This window comes from Leeuwenhoekiella palythoae, assembly GCF_020310025.1.
GTDB classification, from domain to species: domain Bacteria; phylum Bacteroidota; class Bacteroidia; order Flavobacteriales; family Flavobacteriaceae; genus Leeuwenhoekiella; species Leeuwenhoekiella palythoae.
The window spans coordinates 1,099,177-1,121,059 of sequence record NZ_CP084318.1; the positions used below are offsets into that span (position 1 = coordinate 1,099,177).

The 21,883-nt window shown below is 39.0% G+C and carries 24 protein-coding genes and 1 tRNA gene; 1 reads left to right on the forward strand and 24 read right to left on the reverse strand.

What is annotated here, in order from left to right; genetic code table 11:
• From LDL79_RS04595 to LDL79_RS04650, 12 genes are all read right to left on the reverse strand, one after another.
• Positions 1-915, reverse strand: coding sequence for a hypothetical protein (locus LDL79_RS04595; RefSeq protein WP_225599344.1), 915 nt, complete (start codon positions 913-915; stop codon positions 1-3).
• The gene (locus LDL79_RS04600; protein WP_072983335.1) at positions 915-2,177 is read right to left on the reverse strand and encodes an ABC transporter permease; all 1,263 of its coding nucleotides are present in this window, start codon (positions 2,175-2,177) and stop codon (positions 915-917) included. The genes LDL79_RS04595 and LDL79_RS04600 overlap by 1 nt, the downstream gene beginning before the upstream one ends.
• A gap of 2 nt (positions 2,178-2,179) precedes the next feature.
• Positions 2,180-2,572 carry a tellurite resistance TerB family protein gene (locus tag LDL79_RS04605; protein WP_072983333.1) on the reverse strand — a complete coding sequence of 131 codons (393 nt, stop codon included), beginning with the start codon at positions 2,570-2,572 and terminating at the stop codon, positions 2,180-2,182.
• Between the two features lie 3 nt (positions 2,573-2,575).
• The gene (locus LDL79_RS04610) at positions 2,576-2,878 is read right to left on the reverse strand and encodes an excalibur calcium-binding domain-containing protein (RefSeq protein ID WP_072983331.1); all 303 of its coding nucleotides are present in this window, start codon (positions 2,876-2,878) and stop codon (positions 2,576-2,578) included.
• A 22-nt stretch (positions 2,879-2,900) separates the two neighbouring features.
• The gene (yidD, locus tag LDL79_RS04615; RefSeq protein WP_072983329.1) at positions 2,901-3,167 is read right to left on the reverse strand and encodes a membrane protein insertion efficiency factor YidD; all 267 of its coding nucleotides are present in this window, start codon (positions 3,165-3,167) and stop codon (positions 2,901-2,903) included.
• A complete protein-coding gene (locus LDL79_RS04620; protein ID WP_072983328.1) occupies positions 3,167-3,403 on the reverse strand; it encodes a hypothetical protein in 237 nt (78 codons plus the stop codon). Before LDL79_RS04620 ends, yidD begins: the two co-directional genes overlap by 1 nt.
• A 71-nt stretch (positions 3,404-3,474) precedes the next feature.
• On the reverse strand, positions 3,475-3,936 hold the full coding sequence (locus LDL79_RS04625) for an SH3 domain-containing protein (RefSeq protein WP_225599345.1): 462 nt from the start codon (positions 3,934-3,936) through the stop codon (positions 3,475-3,477).
• 17 nt (positions 3,937-3,953) lie between these two features.
• Positions 3,954-4,223, reverse strand: a complete 270-nt coding sequence (locus tag LDL79_RS04630) for a hypothetical protein (protein WP_225599346.1) — start codon at positions 4,221-4,223, stop codon at positions 3,954-3,956.
• A gap of 18 nt (positions 4,224-4,241) precedes the next feature.
• Positions 4,242-4,469 carry a hypothetical protein gene (locus LDL79_RS04635; protein WP_072983323.1) on the reverse strand — a complete coding sequence of 76 codons (228 nt, stop codon included), beginning with the start codon at positions 4,467-4,469 and terminating at the stop codon, positions 4,242-4,244.
• Between the two features lie 105 nt (positions 4,470-4,574).
• Positions 4,575-5,240, reverse strand: a complete 666-nt coding sequence (locus tag LDL79_RS04640; RefSeq protein ID WP_072983321.1) for a DNA-binding response regulator — start codon at positions 5,238-5,240, stop codon at positions 4,575-4,577.
• Between the two features lie 14 nt (positions 5,241-5,254).
• The gene (locus LDL79_RS04645; RefSeq protein WP_225599347.1) at positions 5,255-7,117 is read right to left on the reverse strand and encodes an ATP-binding protein; all 1,863 of its coding nucleotides are present in this window, start codon (positions 7,115-7,117) and stop codon (positions 5,255-5,257) included.
• A 150-nt stretch (positions 7,118-7,267) separates the two neighbouring features.
• A complete protein-coding gene (locus LDL79_RS04650; protein ID WP_164916928.1) occupies positions 7,268-7,441 on the reverse strand; it encodes a hypothetical protein in 174 nt (57 codons plus the stop codon).
• A gap of 378 nt (positions 7,442-7,819) precedes the next feature.
• On the opposite strand from LDL79_RS04650, the gene LDL79_RS04655 reads away from it, so the two are divergent.
• On the forward strand, positions 7,820-8,611 hold the full coding sequence (locus LDL79_RS04655) for a hypothetical protein (RefSeq protein ID WP_225599348.1): 792 nt from the start codon (positions 7,820-7,822) through the stop codon (positions 8,609-8,611).
• A gap of 260 nt (positions 8,612-8,871) precedes the next feature.
• Here the strand turns inward: LDL79_RS04655 and LDL79_RS04660 are convergent, their stop codons facing one another.
• The 12 genes from LDL79_RS04660 to mraY form a co-directional block, all read right to left on the reverse strand.
• Positions 8,872-10,140, reverse strand: a complete 1,269-nt coding sequence (locus tag LDL79_RS04660) for a site-specific integrase (RefSeq protein ID WP_225599349.1) — start codon at positions 10,138-10,140, stop codon at positions 8,872-8,874.
• Positions 10,141-10,374: 234 nt separating this feature from the next.
• Positions 10,375-10,448, reverse strand: a tRNA-Arg gene (locus LDL79_RS04665).
• Between the two features lie 2 nt (positions 10,449-10,450).
• Positions 10,451-10,687 (reverse strand): GIY-YIG nuclease family protein, encoded by a 237-nt coding sequence (locus LDL79_RS04670; RefSeq protein WP_225599350.1) that lies wholly within the window; start codon positions 10,685-10,687, stop codon positions 10,451-10,453.
• Positions 10,688-10,880: 193 nt separating this feature from the next.
• A complete protein-coding gene (locus tag LDL79_RS04675) occupies positions 10,881-11,330 on the reverse strand; it encodes a GatB/YqeY domain-containing protein (protein ID WP_225599351.1) in 450 nt (149 codons plus the stop codon).
• Positions 11,331-11,450: 120 nt separating this feature from the next.
• Positions 11,451-13,478: a cell division protein FtsZ gene (gene ftsZ, locus LDL79_RS04680; protein WP_225599352.1), complete on the reverse strand. Its 2,028-nt coding sequence runs from the start codon at positions 13,476-13,478 to the stop codon at positions 11,451-11,453.
• 82 nt (positions 13,479-13,560) lie between these two features.
• Positions 13,561-14,910, reverse strand: a complete 1,350-nt coding sequence (ftsA, locus tag LDL79_RS04685) for a cell division protein FtsA (RefSeq protein ID WP_072983309.1) — start codon at positions 14,908-14,910, stop codon at positions 13,561-13,563.
• A 3-nt stretch (positions 14,911-14,913) separates the two neighbouring features.
• Complete coding sequence (locus LDL79_RS04690) at positions 14,914-15,630, reverse strand: cell division protein FtsQ/DivIB (RefSeq protein ID WP_225599353.1); 717 nt, start codon at positions 15,628-15,630, stop codon at positions 14,914-14,916.
• Complete coding sequence (gene murC / locus LDL79_RS04695) at positions 15,627-16,976, reverse strand: UDP-N-acetylmuramate--L-alanine ligase (RefSeq protein WP_225599354.1); 1,350 nt, start codon at positions 16,974-16,976, stop codon at positions 15,627-15,629. The genes LDL79_RS04690 and murC overlap by 4 nt, the downstream gene beginning before the upstream one ends.
• Positions 16,977-18,071 (reverse strand): undecaprenyldiphospho-muramoylpentapeptide beta-N-acetylglucosaminyltransferase, encoded by a 1,095-nt coding sequence (gene murG / locus LDL79_RS04700; RefSeq protein WP_225599355.1) that lies wholly within the window; start codon positions 18,069-18,071, stop codon positions 16,977-16,979.
• Positions 18,072-18,085: 14 nt separating this feature from the next.
• Positions 18,086-19,288: an FtsW/RodA/SpoVE family cell cycle protein gene (locus tag LDL79_RS04705; protein ID WP_072983302.1), complete on the reverse strand. Its 1,203-nt coding sequence runs from the start codon at positions 19,286-19,288 to the stop codon at positions 18,086-18,088.
• A 14-nt stretch (positions 19,289-19,302) separates the two neighbouring features.
• Positions 19,303-20,637, reverse strand: a complete 1,335-nt coding sequence (gene murD / locus LDL79_RS04710; RefSeq protein WP_225599356.1) for a UDP-N-acetylmuramoyl-L-alanine--D-glutamate ligase — start codon at positions 20,635-20,637, stop codon at positions 19,303-19,305.
• The gene (gene mraY / locus LDL79_RS04715; protein WP_072983299.1) at positions 20,638-21,870 is read right to left on the reverse strand and encodes a phospho-N-acetylmuramoyl-pentapeptide-transferase; all 1,233 of its coding nucleotides are present in this window, start codon (positions 21,868-21,870) and stop codon (positions 20,638-20,640) included. It lies immediately after the preceding gene.
• Positions 21,871-21,883: the final 13 nt, after the last annotated feature.

Consider the following 21,883-nt stretch of genomic DNA (forward strand, 5'->3'; position numbering starts at 1 on the left):
TTATTCATCCCATATAAATTCTTGAATAATTGCATTCATATCTGAAGGTAGCAGTGCTTGTTTGAGCTCATATGTTTCAATTCCCATCTTGGCAAACCAGTCTTCCCAATACTTGAAAATTACATCCTCCTCATACGGATTTTTAGGGTCGGGATTTATGCCTAATACAAGAACCTCTAGAGTATTTAAATTTTTATTTGCTGGGATGAAGCCATAATTCTTAGCTTCTATATTTTCCTCCCAGTTACTCGTATTTAATTTAAATCCTCGTATGGTCTGTGGGGTAAGGTAAGATGTTAAGCCGTTTTCTTTTAGCACAGTGTTCTTATGATAAATATATCCGTCAGTAAGAACTACTAAGATGTTCCTATGATCTTCTTCAATGCAAAAATCATTAATCTTATTTTTAAAAAACCTCCAGACGTCAGAGCCTACGTAGGCGTCATCTAAAATTGATGCTTCATAAATAAGCCTTGGAATACTGTCATATTTTTCAGTAACTGTAAGAATTTTATCTTTAGTTGCATTATCTCTAGTAAACTTCAATTTTAAATCTGCCAGCTTTTTATTAAGCTTACTATCTGCAGGCTCCGGGTCGATGTAAAGCTGTATTTGATCATTGATTTTTATCGATCGCTTATTTCTCAAATGAATTTCAAAAACATTTGCTATTGAATTGATATACCCCAAATCTCTTTCATAAAATTGCATAGCTTCATCTGGATACTTATCCGGATTGATTCGATCTGAGAGATCAAGTAAAATACTTAAATTCAAGTCTGGCCTTTCTGGAGACAATCTGACCACAGGCTCGTTAGATTCTGCAACGGCTTTATGAGCTTCTTTAGGTTCACTTTTGCAGGCAACTATTAAAAAACTTAATAAAATTAGATTGGCAATTACTTTAATTCTCATTAGTTAATCAGTTTATACAGACGTCCTTCATAGTCTTCGTTGTCAATATTGTATTTTACTAGGTGTAGCTTTTCCTGCTCTTCGCAGCTTCTGTACAGTTCTTCTTGGCGTTTCCTCCCATCAAAATTGTCTGCTATTGCTAAAAACCAACCTTTCACATATTCTGCGTGATAGGTGAGGTAATGTTTATTTGAAAAGACAAAGCCATCAATAGTACGCTGTAGGTCCAGTATTTTCCCTTCTATACCTGAAATCTCTTCTTTAATTGGCGGAAGTTTTTCTTTGGCCTTATTCAATTCAAGTTCCTCGTTCTTAATCTCTTCCTGTTTGGACCGGATAAAAGATTTGATCATGTCAAAATTTTCATACTCTTTCATAATGAAATCAAACACCAATCCCCAAATGATGTAAACAATGAAGCCAGCAAAAATAATCCCCCAAAATTCCACAGATGAAAAAGCTATAGTTAAATCAAATGGTGGTGAATCTGGTGTCTTATAAAAATCATAGAGCTTTTGTTCAATGAGATAAGCTAAAATGGCATCAAAAATAAAGGTGATCGTAAAGAGCATCCCTATTTTAACAAAGCTCATTATACCCTTCTGCTTTTGAAACATATGGATCAAATAACCCAATCCCATAAATGCAAAAGGTATTGTTGCCACAAAAACCCCTTCAAGCCATCCGTCTGCAATAGCTTTAGAAAATGCTTCCGCATCAAAAATGGCTTCACCCAGTTTGTCTGAATCAAAATTCTTGAAAAATGCTGAATACGAAGCTGAAATGTAAAACACCAACAAGTAAAGCGTTATTGGTAACAATACAAAAAGGCCTATATAAAACTGGGCCTTTGGGCGCTTGTCTACCTCAAGACCATATACTTCAGGGTTGCGCTTAACCTCGACCATATCATTTTTCAACGATCTTATTTTGTGCTCAATAGCGCTAACAGTTTCTTCTAAAAGCCCAAGTGCTGTTTTGCGCTTTTTCAATTCAGTTTCCTGTCTTCCCTTTTCATCGAGGTAAGGAGCCTTAAGCTCTTTTTGCAACTGCTCATTCTCACGGCATTTGCCTTTATAATCCATATAGACTTCTTCAAGACAAGTTCTAAAAACTCGATGATTTCCCTCTGCTTGCTTTGACGAGCCATAGCCACTTTCAAAAAAGGTAAGTTTCACTTGCTTAACATCCTCAACTTGAGGTTTCTCATCAGGAATTTTCTCATTCTTTTTTACTGTAAAAATGCTTTTCAGACTACTCATAATTACTCTTGTATTAAATTCATCAACTGTTGTTTAGGCAGTTTTTTTCCTGCGTTCTCTAACAAAAAAGAGGTGAGCTCTGGAATATTCTCATCTAAAAAACCAAACTTTAGACAGTATTTTTTGAGCGTGACCAATTCGTCTGGATCTACTTTGCCATCTGCCCAGATCATAAGGGCCAAATCATAGAGGTAAGATATTTTCTCCTCGGTGGAGTCTGGGACTGTCGAGTTGTGCGAGGGATTGACAAGTATAGCATCCAGCTCAGCCCTGCTTACCCCGCGTTCTTCTGCAAAATGGTAAAGCATTTTCATCTCTAAGACATCGAAATTATCGTCAGAGAAAGCCATTTGATAAAGCCTAAGAAAATGGCTCTTTAATTCGGTAGATATCATAGTTTAATTTTTAGGTAGGTTTTCACAAGGAATCCCGTCATTATCAGAATCTAGGTTTTCAAGGCAAGAAGGATTTTCATTGAATTCTTGTTGAGCCTGAGCTTGACTGTTATAATCAGAGCATTTTCTAGTAGGACAATCCGATTCAGGATTACAAGCTTCTATTCCCAAAATAGAAACTAGTGCTAGCATTAAAAGGAAGCATCCTTTTTTTGATTTAACCTTTTGCTTCGAGCTGGTCTTGCTTATATAATGACCTTGAACATAGGTTCCATCTTTTCGATAATATCCTTTTCGGTATCCCATAATTAATAGTGGAAATAGTGATCTAAAAAATCTCTTCTTTTATATGATGATTGTCAAAGCTTTTTCCACTAGCAGATATAAGTAGCTGTTCTTCTTTAAGTATGTAATAACCTGGCCTACAGTTTTTATACCTAAAATTCAAAGCTTTCAATCCCTCAAAAAAACCCTCATCTTTAGTTATATCAAAGACATAATGGGAGCAACTTTTCTTAAATAAACATCTTCTACGTTTAGCCTTTGGAATTAAGACCCAGTAAAATTTGATAAGTAGAATTAGAAAAACACGCATCAGAAATCACGAGAAAACACAACCATTTGATGCGCTGTAGAATAGCCTTGTTCACCTCCAAAGCTAAAGCATCCCTGAGTGGGCTGCACATAGCTACTTACACTTTCGAGTCTTTCATAATTCCATCCATCCGCAGTTTGATTTTTTATCAATGCCTCTAACTGCTCGGCAACTTGCTTCGTATTTTCCTTACTACGATCAATTGAAGCAATAAAGGGTATAACTTTGTATTCCATTCATTAAGATTTAGATTAAAAAAATAGTAGATCATCAGTATTTTCAGTTTTTTTCATCAAGTAGAATTAGATTATTTTAAGTAATCTCTATATACATAACCTGTATTTTGACTACTTAAAACTTTCACTTTGCACCAGGAATCTAACACCTCCATAACTTCCACTTCCTGATCCACTTTCAGTTTCCCAAGTATTTTTGAAGATGCAGAAGGTGCTTCTCTCAAGTTTAAAACTGGTGAGGATACATGTAACCGCATCCCCTTTTTAAATTTTGCCGATACAGGTGTAGTCTTTGAAGAAACTGACCTGACCGGAGTTGTTCTCACCCGCCTACACACCCCGCAGGTTCCACCATTTTTAGCGCAATGTTTACAGCCTGAGCAATTCTTGCAAGCCGTGCAATAGGAAGATCCTGTGCAGCCGCGTCCCTCTTCACAACAAGGGGTTGCAACAAGGGTGTCCTGAGGTGCAGACTGGGCTTGTATTTCAAAGAAAGACATTAAAAGGATCATCAAAACAAATATGTTTTTCATAATACTAGAACCAGAAATTAAATAGCAATAAATTCACTAGCCTTAACTGCCACCGCTTTTTCCAGTACGACAGAATACATTTGACAAACAGATTTTAAGTCCTCTAAAGCTTGGCTAGAAGACATTTTGGTGTGCCATAAAGTAGTATTGGGCAAATAATAAGTTTTTGATGCTCCCTGATATTTAAAATGGTCTAGGTATCCTTTTTCTTCTAATTTTCTCTTTACCTCTGTGTGCGATCTATTAATGTCATAAGAGATCAAGATGTGTCCAATTGTGTTTCCCATAATTTTCAAAATTTATTACTAGCGGATTTTTCGTGAATATTTATACTTTACATTTTGATTTATATAACTATTCAATCCAGAACCGGATTCAGCTAACTTTTTCATTTGATCAATTGATGTTTTTCCTGCTGTTGCATAAGTATATTCATATATGGCGCCAGTAGTAAAGTGAACAACAATCCCATTTGATAACAATTCATAAAATGCTACCCCAGAATCTCTGTTTCGGTTTTGATACCTAATCATAATTAAAGGTTTTAAAAATCTACATCAAACCTAGGGCTATTAAAAATCAATGCCTTACAGAAATCTGTAAGGCATTGATTTTTTTCACTAAAATGATAATGGGTTTTAGATTAACCCTTCCCGTATAAGCTTAGCGACCAGTTCTGTAGAATTCTTAGCGCCAAATTCATCAAAAAGCTTGCTTACACGTTTATCTATAGCGCTTTCGCTATTCGGCCTCAAATCCATTTTTTTCAATTTTACTCGAATCTGCTTTTTACTCAAACCATTTGCTAGATTCTTTAAAATAACCAGATCAAGTTCATCGAGCTCAAATAAATTCTTTCCCAAGTTGAGATCAATTTGAGGAGAAATATAAAACGCTCCATCCCTCACAAGCTCCATTGCTTTTACCAATTCATCCAAGCTCTGTCTGCCTTTACACACGTATGCATTAATCTTATAGGAGTCAAATAGCGTTTTAATTTGAACCGGGTTTTCCTCCATGGAGTTTACGATAATTTTAATATCAGGCTGAAGCTTTCTGGAAACTTCTATCAGTTCATATCCTGACACTATATTTTGATGAGTATGATCTTTCTTAAACGAAAGATCAGTGATCAGTACATCGTAGGCTTCTTGATTTATATGGGCAACTTTGAGGCGATTAAACGCTTTGTCACAATAAAACTCTTCCTGTACTTCAGGTATTCTTAGTTTAGCTTTCAAGGTATCCACAATACTCTTGTTATCTCCTTGAAAATCTTCTGCTATCAAAACTTTTTTAAACATATTGGGTTGCCTTTTTAAATAGGCATCGTAATTAATGCCTTAAATCCATCGCCTTGTATAGAATCAAAAGTAATCGTTCCCCCTATGGCTTCAATACGTTTTTCTGTATTGAGAAGTCCATTTTTTATAATTTTCTCGTTTTGAGATACCCCTACTCCGTTATCAGAATAACGTATTTCAATACCTTCAGAATTCTTTTTAAAGTTTAAAGTGACTATCGTAGCTTGACTGTGCTTAGCCATATTGATAAACAATTCCCGTAAAACTTTATACAGCGTTATTTTTGTCACATTGCTCAAAACTTGCCAAGTAATTTCCTTACTGCCCGAAATAAGCAGCCGGGTATTTTCAGGTTTAATCTGGTCAAGCATGGTGTAAAGCGCCTCCTTATAGTTCACTCCCGTATCTACTGCATTGATTTCGCGTGAAAAGTCTCTGCTTTGCTGATACAGTTTGTCAAGCTCGTTGAGTATTTTTTCTGGCTCAGATTTGCTTTGTACCAAAAGCATCACGTGATGCAAACCAGCGCCAAAATCGTCGTGCAAACGCTGCGATAATACCGCTTCTGTTTTATAAGAGGCCTCAACCCGGTCTGCCCTGTTTTGGGTTCTCAAGCGCCTTACACGCTGTTTATAGAGGTAATAACCTAAAACCAATAAAATAAAAAGTCCTAAAACACCTATAAAAAAAGCCCACTTAGCAGTTCGCTCACGCGATGCTTCTAACTCTTTTGTTGCTTTTTCCTTCTCTAATCTTAGAATAGATTCTTGCTTTAATTTGTCATCATATTTATATTTTGCAAATTGGGTTTTGACTTTAAGTTCAGATGCAGATAAACTGTCTTGCAATGTAATATACCGGTTCTTATAGGTAATGTTTTGTGGAGCCAACTGCATTTTAAATTTTAATGCTTCCTGTTCTGCACGTGGAATATTAAGTTTTCGGGAAATATCAATCACCGAATCAAAATAGACCATAGCGCGATTTGGTTGTCTTTCCATGTAAAACTCTCCTAAATGGGTATAACTTGCCAAAACTCCTTTGAGATCATTTATATCTTTACGTATTTCTAGAGCTAATAAAAAATTTTCAGGAGGAACACTAGTTCCCATAGACCATTTTGCATAAGCCAAATTATCAAGTACTCTAGCCGTGAGTGTATTTGAATGCTGCAAATCATCACCTGAGATAACTTCTAGAAGAGTAATTGCATCTGTAAACTTTTTCTGATCTATATATATGGTCGCTAGATTATTCTGATAAGCAGCCAAATCTTGAAGAGGTGATTCTTTTAGAATTATTTGATAAAGAGCGGCTGCTTCTTGTAAGTTTTTTAATTTCCGATGATCTTGAGCTAGTCTATCTAATATCGAAAAATAGGTTTGTTGATCTTTGTTTTTTATGGTGAATTTCAAAGCTTCGGTTAGAGTCTCTTTACTTCCAAAAAAATCATTTTGTTCCTTTTGAATCCCACCCATATTTAGCAGCGCTTTAGCTACACCACTGCTATCGCTCGCTTGCTGGTAGTAAAATTGTGATTTAGTATAATGATTAAAAGCACTATCTGGTTGCTGTACTATTGTCTCAAAATAATAACCCATAAGATATTGATGCATCGCAAGTATATGGGGATCATCTAAAAGATTGTTATTGTTAATTAACTTGTCATAATGTAATAAACTGTCATACTCCCCTAATAATAAATGCAAATAGTTTTTTTGGTAGAGAAGGCGTCCAAAACGCAAATCAACAGTTTTATGCCGAACCTTTATAAATGCTTTAGTGGCAAACTCATTACGCTGTTGTAAGCTGTATTCCTTCTTCTGAGCTTTTAAATCGTAGTAACTTATTGAATCAAAATCATCTGTGTCAAGCACAAAATCTAAACTTGTATCTGTACGACTGGTACATCCAATAGCTAAAAAACATATTATAAAAAAAAAGCGACTGTACAACATCTTGTGTTTTAGCCTAAAACTACTAAAAAAGGCTTATAGGTTACTACAAGCCTTTTTGTTTTATCTGCATTATTCATCGCCTTCTGACGGTGGCGGCGGCGGTGGCGGCGGTGTTACTTTTTCATCATCACCTTCAGTAGCCTGAGTGTTGGTAATTAAACGTTCTTCATAAGCGTCTGCACTACAAGAGGCGAGCACGCCATTAAATGCCACAATACATAGGGCTATTATAATTTTCTTCATCTTCTTAAATTTTGTGATTGAACAAAGGGATGGCTGTCCGGGTAGTTCCCAGAGTTTCGCTTTTCAGCCATCATTGAGTTTTGGAGTACTCCTTTTGTTTTTTGGAAAGTGGAAATCTTATGCAGCAGCTTTAAGCTACTTTCCAAATTGGCCGAGCCACTGCATTATAGATTTCCGTAAGAATGAATGTTCTAGAAAAGCTATGTTAGCTATACATAGCAGCAATCATTCTCAGGAACAAAGTAAAGGAAGGATGAAGGTTTGGTTGCAGACAAGCATTAGACTTGTATTGGACAACTTTTCGACACCAATAATCACAAGCCTTCATAGAAGCACTTGTCTAATAGATGTCTATATTTAATTTGTATTTTTAGAATAATGGAGGAATTCTACTTAAAGAAAATCACGAAAGAAGTATTTGAAAAAGCTCAAAATAAATCAGCCTCTCACAGTAATTACGCTTTATCTAAAGAAGTTGAGGCTACAACAACATTAAGTTATCGAACCGTAGAAAGAGCTTTTGATAAGTATATCAATGGAAGAAGTAAAGGCAATAAGCCTATAGCAAATACAATCGAAGAGTTTTGTAGATATTTGGGCTATAGAGATTATGCTGAATACGTTGAAAATAACAAAGCAAAGGAACTAGTACAAGAAGAAATTGGCTTAAGAGAAAATGAAGAAATTGATGACTCATCCGTAAGAGTTAAAACTATATCGAATCAAAAAAGATGGTATTCGATTTCTATTTTTGGGACATTTGCCCTGACGCTAATAATTACAGTTTATTTTATCGCTAAGAATAGAGCATCCGAACCAAGTGCATCTATAAAATGCATGACTTGGACAGGTTCTGAATTCGAAGAAATAGCCTGCGGATCAGGGGCCTATTCTACTTATGGAACTGCAATTGAGGCGTATGAAAAAAAACGTTTTGAGAACTTTAGACGTGTCGATGTAGATATCACGACTCAATTCTTTTCTGAACAGAATCAAAAACCATTATTCTGGTATTATAAAAATGATCAAGGAGAAATTGAATATTACACCTCTGCCGGCTTACATCCTGTAAATGGAGAAACTCTTAAAGCAATAACTGAATACATTATTGAAAAATATGTACCTATACATCAAAATAAGCGTTCATCATTTGTTCAAGACACCAAATGAAGAGTTCAAAAAATGAAAATCGAGTAAGATTTTAGAACTACTTAAAACAATGGATGCTTCCATACTAGTTCGAATTTAGCACAATAACAGCACTTCAGGGAGCTTACATTAAGACAGCGACTGTTATAAATACTTCCAAAAAGAAAGAGGCTGACTGATGTTTCAGTACAGCCTCAATTAGAATGAATAGCCTTTAATTGTATATTTTTCTACGGTCGTGCAAAGTAAGGCTGTCTCCAAAAACAAAATTTAAACCACCACTATCTTATAATCTTCAACCTACCAGGAGCTTTATTGGAGGAAGTTATTTTGGATTGCAGAACTTCTTGAAGTTTGTTCATATCCTCTTCTACTTTTTTATCTAAAACACGTGCATAGATCTGTGTAGTTGCTATTTTGGTATGTCCTAAAAGCTTAGAAACGGTTTCTATGGGCATTCCATTGCTCAGTGTCACCGTTGTAGCAAACGTATGACGTGCCATATGGAACGTCAGATTCTTAGTAAGTCCACAAGCTTCCGCAATTTCTTTTAAATATAAATTGGCGCGCTCGTTGGTTATAGGTGGGAATAAAGTACCTGAAACTTCTGTTAATGGATGCTCCCTATACTTTTCAATAAGCCTAAGGGCCGTAGGCATTAAAGGTACTTTTACACGGGTATTTGTTTTCTGCCTGTTCGTGACAATCCATTTTTTATCATCTTCACCCTTCCAGATATTATTAGGTGTTAGCTTGTTTAAATCCGCATAACTGATTCCGGTATAACAACTAAACAAAAATAGATCACGAACACGCTCTAAACGTTCTAGTGGAAACGCATAGGTAGCCAAATTAGACAATTCGTGCTCAGAGAGGAATTCTCGATCTGTTTTTTCAAAGGTCGTTTTCCAGCGTCTAAACGGATCCTTGTCCAGCCACTCTAAATGATAAGCGAGTCGAATCATCTTGCGTAGCCGCTGAATGTGTTTCATCACCGTATTGTGACTCATAGCTCGCGGATGTCCTTTAGGGTAGTATTGAACCAAAAAGCTCTCAAAATCACAAATAAACTTATAATCCAAGCGCGAAAGAAAGATATCCTCAAGCTTATTTGATTTTAAGAATTTGAGAACATAGTTTTCCGTAATTTGAAAATTCCGAATAGTGCCCTTAGCAAGTGTACCCTTGATTTTCTCACTGTGGTAATCGATCAATTGAACAAGCGTTTTAGTGCTTTTATCATCCCCCATAAAATAATCCTTGATCATTTGAGCTGTTAGCACCTTATCTACTGCTTTCAGCTCCATATAGCTTTGATACAATTGAGATTTGGCCAGATCAAGATATTGATTCAGTTGTTTAGCCATAACCGAGTTACCAAGAACCCGTTTGCTTTGACTATCCCATAATTCTAGAGGAACATTTCGTTTGAGACTAATGCTTAATCTCTTTTGATCCATGGTGATTCGTGCATAAATAAGCACTTCCCCATTTTTGTTTTTGCGTGTATCAGCCCAAAACTGAATTGAAAAGGTTTTTGAAGTTCGCATAGCTTTTGATTTAAATTAAACTTGATTGTTACGAAAGTCAAATCCAATCCCATCAAAACTCGTAAAGAGGTAGTTTTCTCAGCGGTTTAAAATTGTTACCGCGAAGGAAAAACGTTACCATATTGCTACCATTTAAACTGAAATCACTTCAAATTAAATGATAGTCTAAAAACTTGAAAACCACGTATTTAATAAAAATACGTGGTTTTTGCATCCATTTATTTGGACCTTTTGTGACCCCGGAGGGATTCAAACCCCCAACCCTCAGAGCCGAAATCTGATGCGCTATTCAGTTGCGCCACGGGGCCAGTTACACTATTCTTCTTAAAAATTCACGCCCAACTCCAGATTTCAAATATTTCTCATATTCTCTTGCTTCTGATCTAGAAGTAAAGCCCTTACTATAAACCAATTTCCACGGGAGAAATCCTTTTGTTGATCTATTTTCTCCTCGGTTATGCTGTATTAGTCTTTCTTCTACATCTTCGGACATGCCTTTATAGAGCCGACCATCTTTTAAACTTTGTAAAACATAGACAAAATACATCCTTCCAATATTTCAATCTCAACCCCAGTGCCGAAACCTGCCTGCCGGCAGGCAGGTCTGATGCGCTATTCAGTTGCGCCACGGAGCCTATTTATTTTGACATTTACTATCAGTGTCAGTCTGATGTTCTATTCATCCCGATAGTTATCGGGAGCGCCTTTGAGCGTATTTTTATCGCTTGCGCGAAAAGTTGTTATGCTAATTTACTTTTTACGATAGTCGAGATCGTTTTACCGTCTGCTTTACCGGCAAGTTCTTGAGAAGCAAGCCCCATAACTTTACCCATATCCTGCATTCCACTAGCTCCGGTTTTCTCTATGATTGACGCTACGACTTGCTCAATCTCTTCCTGACTTAATTGTTCTGGTAAAAACTGCTCGATCACTTTAGCCTGCGCAAGTTCTTCCTGAGCCATTTCTTCACGCCCCTGCTCCTTATAAATCGCAGCACTATCTTTGCGTTGCTTTACCAATTTCTGAAGCATTTTGATCTCTTGGTCTTCAGACAACTCATCTCCCGCTCCACTTTCGGTTTGGGCTGTAAGAATAGCTGATTTTATCGCGCGTAATGAGGCAAGAGCATTTTGATCTTTTGCTTTCATTGCTGCTTTCATCGCCGTCATTACTTCGGTCTGTAAACTCATGACTTCTCTAATTTTTGGAGAGCGAATATAGCCAAAATTCGCTTTTCACACCACACATTTCACTAAAAAGAAAGGCCGCTAGTTTTCACTAACGGCCGCTCCTACATCGGTTTTTACTAACTAATCGACATTATCGTGTAAGAATGAATTGTTTCTGCGTAATTGCATCTCATCATTCTCATCGGTGCTTAAAGAAGTACGTGAAATAGAACTTTTAGCACTCGGATTTGAATCTAGATTTACTCCCATTCTTTTATAAGCCGGTTGCTTCTCAATCTCATCAATGCGCGACTGATTATTATGGAATTTATAATTAAACTCCTTCATCATACGTCTGCGTTCTGCAGCGCGCTCGGTAAGCAATTGAGAGATGGGCGCATTCATAGGATCACCATCTTCTTCCTTTACCTCTTCTTTCTCAACAGGCGCAACAGTTTTGCGCTCAAAAGCGATCTCTTCCTCTTGTTTCTTTTGAGGTTCTGCTCGTTTTTGCTGAGTAGGTTGTGCACTGTTTAAATGATCTTCCATCTCCATATAATCATCAAGGCTGTAACGCTTTTCTCCGTTTTCATTCACTTCGGTTACCGAAACGATTTCCACAGGGTTGTTCACCTCTATATCGTTGATGTCATCATCTAAATTATACACCACTTCTTCCTCCTCATCTTCTGCAATAAATTCTTCTTGTGCCGGAGAAGCTTTTTCATTTAATGGCAAGTCAAAAGAAAGCGTAAACTGCTCTTCTTCCTCTTGATTAAACAAATCTGCCTGAGGTTTGTACGTAGGTTCTTCAACACTTACGATTTTAAATTCTAGCTCTTCCTCCTCGTCTTCAAAAGTGATCTCAGGTTCAGAATGATCTAAAACTTCTTCATACACCACCTGAAGGTTTCTGATCAACTCTGTCGTCGGGATCAAATCCATTTTAGGCTTTGGTGTTTCCTTCTTAGGCTTATTCACCATCAGATCCATTGGATCATCCGTATCATCAAGCGTATGCACGATAGGCTTTTTCTCAGGAGCCGGCGCTTCCTTCTTTGGCGCAGGTGTATCAAAATTTAACGTCCCTCCGGTATTTTTAGGTGTAAGATCGTGTTGCGCACGCTGCTCATCTTCTAGGGTGTGAATGATCTTCTTCGTTTCGGTATTAACGATATCATTTTGCTGTTCTACATTAAACCCCGTTGCGATAATTGTTACCGAAATCGCATCACCAAGGCTTTCTTCTTCTCCAACACCCATAATGATATTTGCGCTATGACCAGCCTCATCTTGAATGTGATCGTTGATCTCACCGATCTCATCAATAGTGATCTCTTCGGTTCCTGAAACGATAAGCAACAGTACGTTCTTGGCACCGGTAATTTTATTGTCGTTCAACAATGGTGAGTCTAATGCTTTTCTGATGGCGTCCTGAGCACGACTCGCACCACTGGCATTAGCACTACCCATAATAGCGGTTCCGCTATTACTCAATACGGTTTTTGCATCACGAAGGTCAATGTTTTGCGTGTAGTGATGCGTGATCACTTCGGCAATACCTCTTGAAGCAGTAGCAAGAACTTCGTCTGCTTTGCTGAATCCGGCTTTGAAACCAAGGTTACCATATACCTCACGTAATTTATTGTTGTTGATCACAATAAGCGAATCAACATGCGAGCGTAATTTTTCAACCCCTAACTGCGCTTGTTCATTACGCATTTTACCTTCAAACTGAAACGGAATGGTCACAATACCCACGGTAAGTACATCCATCTCTTTTGACATTTTTGCAATCACAGGAGCTGCTCCGGTCCCGGTACCACCACCCATTCCGGCAGTGATAAACACCATTTTGGTATTTGTTCCTAACATTTGTTTTACATCTTCAGAGCTCTCGATAGCTGCTTTCTCACCAACTTCTGGATTGGCTCCCGCACCTAAACCTTCGGTAAGGCTCACACCCAACTGAATTTTAATAGGCACCGGACTGTTCTCTAAAGCTTGTGCATCTGTATTGCAGACTACAAAGTCTACTCCTTTAATCCCCTGACTAAACATATGGTTAATGGCATTACTACCACCACCTCCTACGCCTATCACTTTGATGACGTTGCTCTGATTTTTTGGTAAATCAAACGAAATGTTTTCAAAATCTGTGTTGCTCATAATATATCGTTTTACCGGTTGTTTCTTTTGTTTTCTCTTTTTCTATTGGCTTTATAAACGTATTCGCTTATCGTTTTTTATTTTATTCTGCATTGTCTAAGAAGTCCTTAAACTTCTCTGCCCACGTATCAAAAATGCTTTTGCGTGGTTTCTTTGCCGCTGCCGGCTTTTCTTCTTCTTGTTCAGCAGGATCATCTTCCAGAAGCGGTTCTATTACAGGTTCTTCTTCTACCACTGCAGTATCCTGCGGCTCGTCATCCTGAATGTTGCGTTGATGCTCTAAACTATTCATCACCAAACCTACGGCTGTTGCATACAACGGACTCGTAGTTTCTGAATCGCTATCACCTGCCAGATGCTCGTTAGGATAGCCTATACGTGTATCCATCCCCGTAATGTACTCTACCAGTTGTTTTAAGTGTTTCAGTTGTGAACCACCACCGGTAAGCACAATCCCCGCAATAAGCTTTTTCTTTTGTTCCTCGTGACCGTAATTTTTGATCTCGAGATACACCTGCTCAACGATCTCTACCACACGTGCGTGAATGATCTTAGAGAGGTTTTTAAGTGTAATTTCTTTTGGTTCTCTACCGCGTAATCCCGGGATGGACACGATCTCATTATCTTTATTCTCTCCCGGCCATGCTGAACCAAACTTTATTTTAAGAAGCTCTGCCTGCTTTTCTATAATGCTACAACCTTCTTTGATATCTTCGGTGATCACATTACCTCCAAATGGGATTACTGCAGTATGCCGAATGATTCCGTCTTTAAAAATGGCGAGATCTGTTGTACCACCACCTATATCAATAAGTGCGACTCCTGCTTCTTTCTCTTCCTGACTCAGTACCGCATTTGCTGAAGCTAATGGCTCTAACGTAATTTTATCTAGATTGAGACCTGCACTTTTTACACAACGACCAATGTTGCGTATGCTACTCACCTGCCCTACGACCACGTGGAAATTGGCTTCTAACCTTCCACCATACATTCCAATGGGTTGTGTGATTTCGGCTTGACCATCTACTTTATATTCCTGTGGAAGCACGTGAATAATTTCTTCTCCCGGAAGCATAACCAGTTTATGCACCTGGTTGCAAAGCATATCGATGTCTTTAGGCCCTATTACCTGATCTGCATCGGCACGAGTGATATAATCGCTATGTTGCAAACTGCGTATATGCTGCCCGGCAATACCCACAACTACATCTTCTATTTTCATCCCGGAAACACTTTCTGCTTCCTGCACAGCTTGCTGAATAGACTGTATGGTCTGCGTGATATTATTCACTACCCCGCGATGTACGCCTAAACTCTTAGACTTACCAATACCCAAGATCTCTAGCTTATGATATTCGTTATACCTACCTATCATTGCCACGATCTTTGTGGTACCAATATCTAGCCCTACTGCTATGTCCTTATGCTCCATAACTTACTTTTTTGTCCCTACGACCTGCCCTTTAAAGCGCAGATCAACATTTTTATAAACTTCAAGACTATTATCTTTTATCGCCTTTTGATAAAATGCCTTGTAGTTAGAAAATTTACTAGACAACTGCTCTATTTTGCCTATTACGACATCATAATCAAGCACTCTTAACGTGAGACTATAATCGCCATTTTTAAATCTTGAAATCCCAACAACCTGAGTTGCCAGAACTTTATCTTCTTGTAAATACTTTAAAAGCGGATAAACTTCTTTTACCTGCTCTTGTGAAACACCTGTCACTAAGGGCACACGTGCCGAATAGTTAGATGATAGCGGCATCGTCTTGCCTTCTTCATCAATATAAAACGGGGTCTGAGTCTGAACTCGAGCTAGAGGTTTTCTTTGCTTAACAGTCGCTCCCACTACACCATCTAACGTCATATAAACATCTGCATCTGCGATCATTGCGTGCGCATCGAGTTTATCTTCGAGGTCTTTCAAATCTAAAATTTCTTTGTACTGCCCCTCAATGGGTTTCCCGTTTTGTATCAACAATTTATCAACCGATTCTGCTGTTACAAAGAGGTTTGCACCGGCTTCAAAATTGATTTGAACCTCTTTTACTTTTCGGTTGGCATTGCGCTTATGCGTAAAGGCAACCAAGCCCAGAGTAAGGACCACCAAAACCAGCATTCTTATGTAAAACCAATTGATTTTCATACCGCTAATGTTTTAGTCAGTTTTAAAATTTCTTCTCCTATATCTCCTGCCCCCATCATTACTTTTATCGTTGCTTTTGACGCTTGCAACTTCTCTTCAAGCTGTGCTTTTGAGATCACTTCTTTTCGCGTAAGCGGAATTAACTCCAATAACTTTTCAGAAGTAACTCCCTCTATAGGTTCCTCGCGAGCCGGATAAATATCTAAAAGCAGCAACTCATCAAACTGTGCTAAACTTGCTGCAAACTCTTCCATAAAATCACGAGTACGACTGAACAAATGCGGCTGAAAAACTGCCAAAACTCGTTTGTTTGGATACATCTCGCGCACAGCACTATGCACTGCGTTTATTTCGGCAGGATGATGCGCATAATCATCAATGAGCACCTCATTTTCCTTTTTAATACGATACGTAAACCTGCGGTTAACCCCTTTGAATGCAAACAGAGCTTTGGCGAGCTTATCGGCAGGGCAGCCGTAATGTAAAGCCATCGCCAAAGCGGTTGTTGCATTAGACAAATTATGTCTACCGGGCAGGTTAAGCACTAAATCTTCTATGAGCCCATCAGGATGTTTTAAATCAAAATGGTAGGCTCCGTTTTCTATTTTTACATTTAAAGCAGCATAGGCTGAATGGTCTTCGACACCTACGGTAATTCCGTCGAGCGGTAGTCCGTTTTTTACAAACAGGACACCGTCTTCTTTTACTTGAGCTGCAAAATCTCTGAAGCTTTTTTGCAAAGCTTCGGCATCACCATAAATATCCAGATGATCTGCATCCATCGAAGTGATTGCCGCGATATTTGGAAACAGTTGCATAAACGAGCGATCAAACTCATCAGCCTCTACCACGACAATTTCCTCACCTTGCTGAATCAAGTTACTCTGATAATTTTCTGCAATTCCGCCTAAAAATGCAGTCACCGGCAGCTCGCAAAATGCCAGCAAATGACCAAGCATTGCACTGGTTGTGGTTTTTCCGTGGGTTCCGGCGACTGCTAAGCAGAATTTCTCCTGAGTTAACCAACCCAAGACTTCAGCCCGCTTTTTAATCTGAAAACCTTCAGTTAAATAAAACTGATAGGCTTTATGCGCTTTAGGAACCGCGGGTGTATAAACCACCAGCGTTTTGTCTAAAACTTTAAATTCAGCAGGAATCGCATCCGCAGCATCTTGATAACTTATATCGATTCCAAGCTTCTCAAGAGATCTTGTAATCTGCGAAGGTGTTTTATCATACCCCGCCACTTCTTTCCCGGCAGCGTGAAAATATCGCGCAAGCGCGCTCATCCCAATTCCGCCGATGCCGATGAAATAAATATGCGATATGTGATCAAGCGTTTTCACCTACTGCTTTAATAATTTTTCTACTTCGTTTACAATATGTTCTGTTGCCTGTGGCAATGCGATCTTTTTAATATTTTCACCCAAAAGCTGTTGTTTGGCTTCATCGTGAACTAGCGTTTTAAAAACAGGCTTAAACTGTTGTTCTGCTTCTTTTTCTTTCAACAGAATCGCTGCGTTTTTTGATACGATCGCCTCTGCATTTTTGGTCTGATGATCCTCTGCCACATTGGGAGACGGTATAAAAATCACCGGTTTCCCGACCAACATCAATTCAGACACAGATCCTGCCCCAGCTCTGCTGATAATGATATCAGCTGCAGCATAAGCCAGATTCATCGTGTCTATGTATGGCAACACCTGTACCTCCTCAACGGCATTATGCTTTTTATATTCTTCATAGTACAATTGCCCACTTTGCCAGATGATTTGCACCTCTTGATCTAAGATGAACTGCAATTCTCTATCCAGCATTTTATTAATGGCTCGAGCTCCCAGACTTCCACCTAAAACCAATAAGGTTTTTTTAGTCTTTTTTAGGTTGAATTTTGCTATCCCTTGCTCTCGCAAACTATCAATCGCTAGCAAATCCTGACGTACAGGGTTGCCTGTTTTTACAATCTTATCTTGCGGAAAAAAGCGCTGCATTTCATCATACGCTACACAAATTTTCTGCACTTTTTTAGCCAGAAGCTTATTGGTTATGCCTGCATAACTATTCTGTTCCTGAATCAATGCCGGCACGTTGTAACGCGTGGCCATTTCCAACAAAGGACCACTCGCAAAACCACCGGTACCGATAACCACGTCTGGCTTAAATCTTCTAATAATTCCTGCCGACTTGAATAAACTACTGATCAGCTTAAACGGAAACATCAAATTGGACCAAGTCAACTTTCGTTGAAGCCCCGCGATCCACAGTCCTTTGATCTCGTAACCTGCTTTAGGCACTTTTTCCATTTCCATACGATCTTGAGATCCCACAAAAAGGAATTCCGCCTGCGGATACTTTGCTTTTAAAGCATCGGCAATCGCAATCGCGGGGTAAATGTGCCCCCCGGTTCCGCCTCCTGATAGTATGAATTTATAATTCTTCAAATCTTTATTTTCGTTTACATCGCTTCGCTCAGTACATCAAGCGGATTCATCTCATCTTCTTCTTTAGCACGCACTTCATCACGCTTAGCACTTACGCTTAAAATGATACCAATTGCCAAACACGTCATCCAGATCGAGGTTCCACCACTACTCACCAGTGGCAAGGTCTGGCCGGTCACCGGAAATAATTCTACCGCAACCGCCATATTGATCAATGCCTGAAATACGATAGGCAAACCCACTCCCATTACGGCGAGCTTCCCGAAAACCGTATCGGCTTTATGTGCTACTACTAAAATTCTAAATAGCAGTAGCAAATACATTAACAACAACATCAAACCTCCTACCAGACCAAATTCTTCTACGATGATCGCATAAATAAAATCTGATGAGGATTGAGGCAAAAAGTTTTTCTGAACACTTTTCCCCGGCCCTAAACCGGTCAGACCGCCGGTCGCGATCGCAATTTTTGCTTTTTCTATCTGGTAATCACCTTCGCTATCTTCATCATCAGCAAAACTGTCTATACGGCTCATCCACGTATCCACACGATTGGGAAACACTCCCGGAAATGCTTTAGCCGCCAAAACAAACATTGTAAGTGCCAGCAAACCGGTCGCAACGATTATGGCTAAATATTTAAACGGGTAGCCGCCCATAAATACCAATGTCAACACCATCGCAAAAATGATCGCTGTGGTTGAAAAGTTCGCCGGAAGGATCAATCCTAAAACCAAAGCCACCGGTACCCAAAGCGGTAAGATGCTTTCTTTAAACGTGATTTGCTCGTCCTTAATTTTTGATAGATAACGCGCGATATAGATCATCAACACCACCGAAGCTAGCGTCGAGGTTTGAAACGTAATCCCCACAAACGGCACTTTTATCCATCTACTGGCGTTGGCACCATCAATGGTCGTCCCTTGTGCCATCGTGATCAACAAAAGGATGATCACAATAGGAATTCCTATAATTGACAATCCCTTAAAGTAATGCGCAGGCACTTTGTGCACCCCATAAATGATCGCAAAACCTAGAACCAAATGCATAAAGTGACGAACCAAAAACGGCAATGTTTCCCCATTACCATATAAATAGGCAAGGTTACTGCTCGCACTAAATACCGGCAAAAAGGAAAACAATGCTAAAAAGGCAGTGATTGCCCAGATCGCCCGATCTCCTTTTAAGGTTGAAAATATGTTTTTGGTTCTACTCAATGTTACTTTCTATTTTATAGATTACGCACAGCTTCTTTAAATTGACGCCCGCGATCTTCATAATTCTCAAACAAATCGAAACTTGCACACGCCGGAGACAACAATACATTATCTCCTTTATCGCTCAATTTGTAAGCGATCTTCACTGCTTCGGTGATCGACTGAGTTTCAATGATGTTCTCTACCATTCCTGAGAAGGTCTGCATCAACTTTGCATTATCAACACCAAGGCAAATGATCGCTTTTACTTTTTCATTCACTAATGGAAAAAGGTCTTTATAATCATTTCCTTTATCCACTCCGCCTACAATCCAAACCGTTGGAGCACTCATACTATCTAAGGCATAAAACGTAGCGTTCACATTAGTCGCTTTTGAATCGTTGATGTAAGACACGTGATTGATCTTAAGCACCTGCTCTAAGCGATGTTCAACCCCTTGAAAACCCTCTAAAGATTCTCTAATGGTCGCCTTGCGAATGCTTAATAAACGTGCAGCAGTTGCCGCAGCCATCGCATTCTTAGTGTTATGCGCCCCTTTAATAGTTAAGTTTTTTGTTGACATAGTCATTGTTGTATCGTCAATTAAAATGTTTATTTCTTCTTGAGCGTAATACGCTCCTTTTTTTAGTTGTTTTGAAATTGAAAAAGGTATGCACTGCGATCGTACGGGATGCTTTGCCAACCAATCAGTAATCACGGGATCGTCTGCATCATAAATCAAATAATCCTTTTCGGTCTGGTTTTCCGCTATGCGGAATTTAGACTTGATATAATTTTCAAACTTATACTCGTAGCGATCCAAATGGTCTGGTGTGATGTTGGTCAAAATCGCGATATGAGGCGCAAAATCTTCAATACCATCCAGCTGGAAACTGCTAATTTCTAAAGCATAAAAATCCTGATCATCAAGCGCCACCCATTTTGCAAAACTGTCACCAATATTTCCCGCAGCCACACTTTTCAATCCGGTTTGCTTAAGCAGGTGCGCCATAAGCATAGTGGTGGTGGTTTTACCATTGCTCCCGGTAATGCCGACCAAGGTTGCCTTAGTATAGCGTGCTGCAAACTCAATTTCTGAGATCACAGAAATACCTGCTTCAACCAACTTTTTTATAAGCGGTGCTTTATCAGGAATTCCCGGACTCTTCATCACGAGGTCTGCATTGAGAATTTTTGCTTCGGTGTGACCACCGTCTTCCCATTCAATTTCATTGTTTTTAAGAACGTCAAGGTATTTTGGTTTTATCTTCCCAAAGTCTGAGACAAAAACTTCAAAACCTTCTTTTTTACCCAAAATAGCTGTGCCAATTCCGCTTTCACCACCACCCAAGATCACTAGCCGCTTCATCTATCTTACTTTTAAAGTGACAATGGTGATGATTGCGAGTAAAATGCCTATAATCCAGAAGCGCGTCACGATCTTACTCTCGTGAAGCCCCTTTTTCTGGTAATGGTGATGCAGCGGCGACATTAAAAAAATGCGACGTCCTTCACCTGTTTTTTTCTTGGTGTATTTAAACCAACTCACCTGCAGCATTACCGAAAGGGTTTCCATAAAGAAAATCCCGCAGAGTAATGGAATGAGTAATTCTTTACGAATAGCAATGGCGATCACGGCGATGATTCCGCCTATGGTTAAACTCCCCGTATCTCCCATAAAAATTTGGGCGGGATACGTGTTGTACCATAAAAATCCTACTAGAGCTCCCACAAATGCAGTAATAAAAATTACCATCTCTCCCGAACGCGGGATATACATCACATCGAGATAATCACTAAAGATGATGTTACCAGACACCCACGCAAAAATCCCCAAAGTGAGCACGATGATCGCTGAAGAGCCGGCAGCCAAGCCGTCTATTCCATCCGTAAGGTTGGCCCCATTAGACACTGCAGTGACAATAAATATGACAATAGGAATAAATAGCAACCAAGCATATTTTACATAGTCTTCGCCCAACCAACTCACTAGTATGCTATAATCGATCTCATTATTTTTCACAAAAGGAATGGTGGTCGTTAAGGCCTTTTCTTCCGAAGAAAATTCGGTCGTAGAACTGTCAACCAATTCTTCTTGTTGCGCCGGTTTATTTGCGATCTCATCTTTTACAGTCACACCCGGATGGAAGAAAATGGTTGCACCCACAATAATTCCTAAACCAACCTGACCAAATATTTTAAACTTGCCTTGAAGTCCTTCTTTGTTCTTTTTTCTGATTTTCAAGAAATCGTCCATAAAACCTATAGCACCCATCCACAATGTGGTCACAATAAGAAGGATGACATAAATATTTTCAAGCTTAGCCAACAAAAACACCGGGATCAATGTCGCCAAAATGATAATTAACCCACCCATTGTTGGGGTTCCTGCTTTCTCTACCTGACCTTCTAAACCTAGATCTCGTATAGATTCACCCAATTGCTTTTTCTGCAAATACAAGATGATGCGCTTCCCCCAAATGGTAGAAATCGCCAGCGACATGATGATCGCTATTGCCGCGCGAAACGTGATAAAGCCAAATAAACTTGCCCCGGGGAAGTTGTATGCACGCTCTAAATATTCAAAAAGGTAATACAGCATTTAAAATTCTTTT